Genomic DNA, 6,449 nt, shown 5'->3' on the forward strand with positions numbered 1-6,449 from the left:
ATTTAAAACAAAACCGAAACAACAAGATCCTTTTCGGGATCGAATGATCATCAAATAAACACAGATCGCTCAAAGATCCACCAACAAGAAAATTATCCACACCGATAGCGCAAAAAAGCGCCAAGTTCGCCATTTTTCCCATTTTTACCGCGATTTATGTACTGTATATTTGATCATGAGAGTGAGCTATCCCATCAATCATCCCTCCTCTGTGGATAACCAGAGGAGAAAGAGTAGGATCATCGAAATGGGATCCACTTGCAGCCGATACGGCAGTTCTTGATAATGCACGCTCATCCGTTAACGAGCAGGATCCCAACACAGTGACACCGCCCCCCGCATCCGAGCAGATATTGATGGAACGCGCGCTTGCCCTTGCTGGTTTGACCCTTGGCGAAGTCAGCGAGACACTGTCGATCCCTTGTCCAGCGTCACTCACACGGGAGAAAGGCTGGATTGGCATGCTACTCGAAACCTGCTTGGGTGCCAACGCGGGCAGCAAACCCGAACAAGACTTCGCACACTTAGGTATTGAGCTAAAAACCATTCCCGTTAACCGTGAGGGAAAACCACTGGAAACCACCTTTGTGTGTGTGGCGCCACTCACTGGGATCGCGGGGATACGCTGGGAAAATAGTCATGTGCGGCAAAAGCTATCACGGGTTTTGTGGGTGCCGGTTGAAGGCGAACGCGATATACCGGTATCACAGCGCTGCATTGGCACGCCATTATTATGGTCTCCTAGCCAAGAGGAAGAAGCGCAACTGCGCGCCGATTGGGAAGAGTTAATGGATTGGGTGGCTCTCGGTCGCGTGACGGAAATCACCGCCCGCCAAGGTGAGTCGCTCCAACTACGGCCCAAAGCGGCCAACGGTAAAGCCCTGACCGACGCTTTCGGGCCCAGTGGTGAGCCGATCCGTACCTTGCCGCGCGGCTTCTATTTACGCACCCAGTTTACCCACCAGATCTTGCGTCGTTACTTTGTGGATCCGAAATAAGCGTCGATCCGCACGCGTGATAACCCCATCGCTTCGCTTTAAGGGTAACCATCAAAAACGAATGGGCATGTCTTCTCGACAGCCTGGCTCTCCGCCCGTGGCAAACTCATCGTAAGGATCCATCAAGCGCAGTACGCCCTCTTCAATCCCTAACGCTTTAAGTTTTTCTCCCACTTGTCCGACATGATCAAACTGCATCACTTCACCGGTTTGGTCCGAGCGTAAAGGCTCTAATTCATGCTTCACTTCGACTTCGACCGAGTATTTCGCGCCGCCTGCGTGTGCCATCACATAACATTGTGGGCATGAGCGAGGATCCGCGCGCATCCATGCTTTGAGCTGTGAATAGTTCATCTGATTTTCCTCTAGATTACACTTTCTCGTGTCCATCATGCCTAGCAATAACACCGCGCTCAGACCGATACGATCGGACAATCCATTTAGTAATGGTCAATATTTAACCAACTGTCAAGCCACCGCTAAACCGCTTTCGATCATTTTTAAAATTCTCTACTATGGACTGCCATAGGTCGATTGCAGACAAGGAGAAAGGATGCAATACCACCGTTTGCCCCATTCCTCGCTAGAGGTGAGTAAAGTGTGCTTAGGCACCATGACATTTGGTGAGCAAAATAGTGAAGCTGACGCTCATGCGCAGCTCGATCTTGCCTTTGAACGGGGCGTTAATTTTATTGATACCGCAGAAATGTATCCCGTTCCCCCCAGCCAATCCACGCAAGGGTTAACCGAACAGTACATCGGCAGCTGGTTAGAAAAGTCCGGGAAGCGCGATCGTGTTATCCTCGCAACCAAAGTGGCGGGGCCACGCAATGTTCCTTACATCCGTGACAACATGTCGCTTAACCGACGCCATATTCATCAAGCCGTTGAAGATAGCCTGACACGACTAAAAACCGACTATATCGATTTGTATCAAGTGCACTGGCCACAGCGGCACAATAACTGTTTTGGTAAGCTCAATTATCCGTATCAAGATGAACACTCTGGGGTCACCATCCTCGATACCCTGGATGCACTGAATGAACTCGTCCAAGCAGGAAAAATTCGTTATATCGGCGTTTCAAACGAAACGCCTTGGGGCGTGATGCGCTATTTGCATCTGGCAGAGAAGCATGGCCTCACGCGTATCGTTTCTATTCAGAACCCTTATAATTTGCTTAACCGCACCTTTGAAGTCGGCCTGTCGGAAATCAGTCATCATGAAGGGGTGGAATTGCTCGCCTACTCGCCGCTGGCGTTTGGCGCGTTGAGCGGTAAATATTTGCAAGGCGCACGCCCGAAAGGGGCCCGTTGTACACTGCACCAACGCTTCGCACGCTACTTTACCGAGTCAGGGCAAAAGGCCACGCAAGAGTATGTCGATCTCGCCCAACGCCATGGTCTTGATCCGGCACAAATGGCACTCGCGTTCGTCAATAGTCGTGCTTTTGTCGCCTCTAACATCATTGGCGCCACGACGCTAAAACAGCTAGAGAGTAATCTCGATAGCTTGGAGCTGACGCTGAGTGACGATGTGCTTGCTGGTATTGATGAGATCGCTAACCGCTACCCTAACCCCTGCCCTTAGATCGCAAACGGCAGCCAAGTTGGCTGCCGCGCAGTGTTTTATTCGATGATGGGGCGGCGTATCAACCGATACGCCGCTTTCTGGGGCCCATTATAGCCACCGCCATCGTCGTCGCCATGTCACCAGATAACGTTTTGCCGCAAATTGTGTGCTAACGGGCAAGGCGTCTTGTTTGTCAGGCGCAATACCAATATCACGCTGTAGGTGACGATTTAACGCCAGATCTGTGTAGCGATAACGGTGTGTGCTCGCGCGACGCTGACGAATCGCATCCAAACGCACCAGTGCTTGGGCTAACGGTAATAAAGATAGTTGAGTCATGATGGCTCTCCTTTTGGCTTATAGGAGGCCACAGGCATAAAGCGAAGTGGGACTGCAAACTGGTCGCATTATACCTGCGACCAGTTACAGTTGGACGCAGAGTCAGATGCTTGAGCGGGTATCCTGAGCCAAGTGGTTGGCACAGTGACGCACAGAGGCAACGATGACAGCGAATTTTTTCATCGGATAATCAGTCATGGCATTTACCTCCTAGGCAAAAGAATCTGCGTGAATGGAGCTATTATTATTCAATAACTTATATTCAACATCAATAAGTTATATAAATATTGTTCAAATAAAGCGCAACGCTCTGTCTAGCAATAAAGACATGGGGGATTGTGCTATTCAGTCAACTAACAATCGATAAAATGCAATGAGTTGTGCTATCGAAGTGAGACAGCGTGCGTTGATGACCGGTGCTTATGCAATATTGTTGAGGTGTCTCAAGAGGAAAGATAACAGCGCGAGCGACCCTGAGTTTGGCCGCCCGCTAACGATGGAGTGCGTTAATAGCTGCTTATTAATGACGCCTCACATGCTGAGCAATCAGCGAAGCCATTAAGCTTGTGTCAATTGCGTCATTTCTTCGCGAACCTGAGGTACAGTTAAGCCAACAATAATTTGAAAGCTATCACCATTACGTACCATGTTTACTGCACCATGCTCTTGAAAATATTGTGTTTCTGCCACTTTTTCTGGCTCATGTACTTTGATACGTAACCGCGTGGCACAATTGGTCAGCAAGGCTATGTTGTCTTTGCCACCTAGCCCTTCAATAAACGCACTCGCTTGTCCACTATCAATCACTCCGCTCGATGAATCACTCTGGTGCGCGTCCTTATAATCGGCTTTGGTATAAAGCTTCGCCTCTGCGCTACCTCGACCCGGAGTGGGAATATCAAACTTCAAAATCAGCGCGCGGAACACCACAAAGTAGATAGCGGTGAAACTCAGGCCGATGAGCACTTGCACAATATAGGTGTCACCATGCAAGCTGCCCAGCGGTAGCCAGTTTTGAAAAATAAAGTCGATAAGCCCAGTCTGAAAATTACCTGAGACACCAAACCAATAGGCAATGGTTGCCATGGTGGCTGCCAATACCGCGTGGAGCGCAAACAATGCCGGCGCGATAAACAAGAAGGTAAACTCAATCGGTTCGGTGATCCCAGTAAGAATGGCCGTCAATGCCGCCCCAAGCACCAAGCCGAGCACCATTTTCTTATTTTCTGGCTTCGCGGTTGCGTAAAGCGCCATAGCAATCCCCGTACAACCAAAGACTTTCCCCATGCCAGTCAACATCAAGCCACCTTGCGGGAATTGCTCGGTTAAGGGAGCAGGATTGCTGGCAAAGTTTTGGATATTTTGAATCCAATGGGCCACTGTGCCGCCATCCACCGCTACAGGTCCATAAAATACGGGGCCATAGACAAAGTGATGCAGCCCCGTTGGGATCATAATCCGCTCAAGGAAGGTGAACATCCACACCCCGAATGACCCCGCACCGACTAAAAAGGTTTGTAGATTATTAATGCCGTGCTGAATACTTGGCCAGGTAAAACAGGTGATGATCGCCATGAGTACCATAATCGGAAAACTCACAATGACCACCAAAGGTGTGCCACCAAACACGGCCGCCCAGTTTGGCAGTTTTTTGTCGAAGAAACGGTTGTGAACCCAAACGGAGAGGCTAGCAATGACGATGGCGCCCAGTAGGTTAGTATCCAAAGTCAGTATACCGCCCACATCAGTAAGCCCACGCTCACCCTCCACATAGTTCACCCCAAGCTCAGGTCCCCAAAACTGTAAAATGCCACCAATCACATAATTAAAGGTGATGTATGACACCAGTGTGGCAAGCACTGCGCGCCCAGATGCAGATTTTGCTAGTGCTATCGGTAACCCTACCGCAAACACCAAGGCCATATTTTTAAACACCGCCAACGAGGCTTGGAGAAGGATCGTTGACACTTTTACCCATGCACTGCCTTCCACTGCCCAAGGAAAGAGATCTTGGTTGAGCAGCATCACCGATAAGCCTAATAACATACCGGCTGCTGGAAAGAGGAGCACAGGGACAAACATTGCTGCGCCAAAGCGCTGGATCATATCTTTCATGATGATCGCTCCCAGATTTTGGCCCCAGATAGTCTCTGGGGCATCGTATTATTAATGAAATTGAGGTAGATAGTCGCCGTTCACACGTAAAAGCTCATCGACGATTTGTTGCGCTTTTGGCACATCCACAACGGTTCGGTTGAGCGTGAGCGCATTGACCAGTGTTTGTCGATCCCCGCTAAACCATGCATCCACGACCAGCTTTTCGTAGCCGAGTTGGCCTTCGATCAGTGCTTTTTGGAATGTCGGGATGGTTCCGACCGCAAAGCGTTTCGGGCCGTCATTGGTTAACGCGGCCGGCACTTCCACCATGGCATCATTCTGAATATTGGGGATCGCCCCATCATTCGGTACGATAACCAGATACGTCTCGCCACGGTTATAGGCCAAGGAGGCCGCTACACGCACCATATAGCGCCCATGGATATCTGCATGAAGATGCTCATTAGCGGTAGTGCCCGCGGCAATGATGCGCTCATTCAGGCTAAACACGCGCTTTTCTCGCCCATTGATTACTTGGCGCGCACGCGTATTAGCAATATCTTCTTTTTCCACCATTTTTTCCGGATACAAGTAGTACTGCAGATAAGTATTGGGTAAGTACTCAGGATTGTCTTTCAACATGGTCTGCATGTTTTTAAACGTTGCCTGCCATGAAGGGTCATCGGCAATTTCTGGGTCAACAGCACTGATCCCCTCTTCCAAAATGATGCGTTTAATCTCATCGGTCAGGTCGACCCCATCTCGGTTTCGTACCTTGGTAAACCATCCAAAGTGATTCAGCCCAAAGTATTCCGGCACCAAATCCCAGATCTCGCAACCAAGTAATTGCGCATAACTCACCATAATGGCAGCGGGCATGTCGCAGATGTTTAGAATGCGGTTGTCATGAGGAAACTCACGCTGTAAGGCTTCAGCGACAATGGCGGCTGGGTTGGTATAGTTTAAAATCCAGGCATCCGGGGCAAAGTGACGGATATCATTCACGAGAGTGATCATGTCACCTATCGAGCGTAGTCCATACGCCATGCCGCCCGCGCCACACGTTTCTTGACCGACACAGCCATAAGAGAGTGGAACCTGCTCATCACGCTCACGCATCGGTAACCCACCCGTGCGGATCTGAATAAAGAAGAAATCGGCATCAGAAAATGCGGTTTCTTTATCCGTGGTATAAACAAACTCTTCGACCTCAGGATAAGCCTCGCGCAGCAAGATCTCCGTCGCTTTAGCATTTGAGGCTTGTCTTTGTTCATCAATATCATAGAAGGTGATCTTGCTGAGCGGAAATGCTTCTTTTTCAGCAATCAAGCTATTGATCATCCCCAGTGTATAGGTGCTTCCACCCCCGACGATAGTAAGCTTTTGTGGTTTCATAATCGTGTCTCCTCTTAATATGTATCTTAAATGTATTACACAAATAACAC

Annotated in this window: 6 protein-coding genes; 2 read left to right on the top strand and 4 right to left on the bottom strand. The window is 49.4% G+C overall.

Annotation, left to right across the window (positions count from 1 at the left end):
• Window positions 1-323 precede the first annotated feature (323 nt).
• On the top strand, window positions 324-998 hold the full coding sequence (gene mutH / locus BZG13_RS14880; protein WP_069362111.1) for a DNA mismatch repair endonuclease MutH: 675 nt from the start codon (window positions 324-326) through the stop codon (window positions 996-998).
• A gap of 51 nt (window positions 999-1,049) precedes the next feature.
• Here the strand turns inward: mutH and BZG13_RS14885 are convergent, their stop codons facing one another.
• Window positions 1,050-1,352: a DUF6482 family protein gene (locus BZG13_RS14885; protein ID WP_069362110.1), complete on the bottom strand. Its 303-nt coding sequence runs from the start codon at window positions 1,350-1,352 to the stop codon at window positions 1,050-1,052.
• A 199-nt stretch (window positions 1,353-1,551) separates the two neighbouring features.
• Between BZG13_RS14885 and BZG13_RS14890 the strand changes: the two genes are divergently transcribed.
• Entirely contained in the window at window positions 1,552-2,586 is a 1,035-nt protein-coding gene (locus tag BZG13_RS14890; protein ID WP_077487175.1) for an NADP(H)-dependent aldo-keto reductase, read from the top strand.
• 90 nt (window positions 2,587-2,676) lie between these two features.
• Here BZG13_RS14890 and BZG13_RS14895 read toward each other — a convergent pair whose 3' ends face one another.
• From BZG13_RS14895 to BZG13_RS14905, 3 genes are all read right to left on the bottom strand, one after another.
• Window positions 2,677-2,907 (bottom strand): hypothetical protein, encoded by a 231-nt coding sequence (locus BZG13_RS14895; protein ID WP_077487176.1) that lies wholly within the window; start codon window positions 2,905-2,907, stop codon window positions 2,677-2,679.
• A gap of 558 nt (window positions 2,908-3,465) precedes the next feature.
• A complete protein-coding gene (locus BZG13_RS14900) occupies window positions 3,466-5,022 on the bottom strand; it encodes an alpha-glucoside-specific PTS transporter subunit IIBC (protein ID WP_069362107.1) in 1,557 nt (518 codons plus the stop codon).
• Window positions 5,023-5,073: 51 nt separating this feature from the next.
• Window positions 5,074-6,399: a 6-phospho-alpha-glucosidase gene (locus BZG13_RS14905; RefSeq protein WP_077487177.1), complete on the bottom strand. Its 1,326-nt coding sequence runs from the start codon at window positions 6,397-6,399 to the stop codon at window positions 5,074-5,076.
• Window positions 6,400-6,449: the final 50 nt, after the last annotated feature.

Source organism: Salinivibrio sp. ML323 (assembly GCF_001995745.1).
Lineage (GTDB): Bacteria > Pseudomonadota > Gammaproteobacteria > Enterobacterales > Vibrionaceae > Salinivibrio > Salinivibrio kushneri.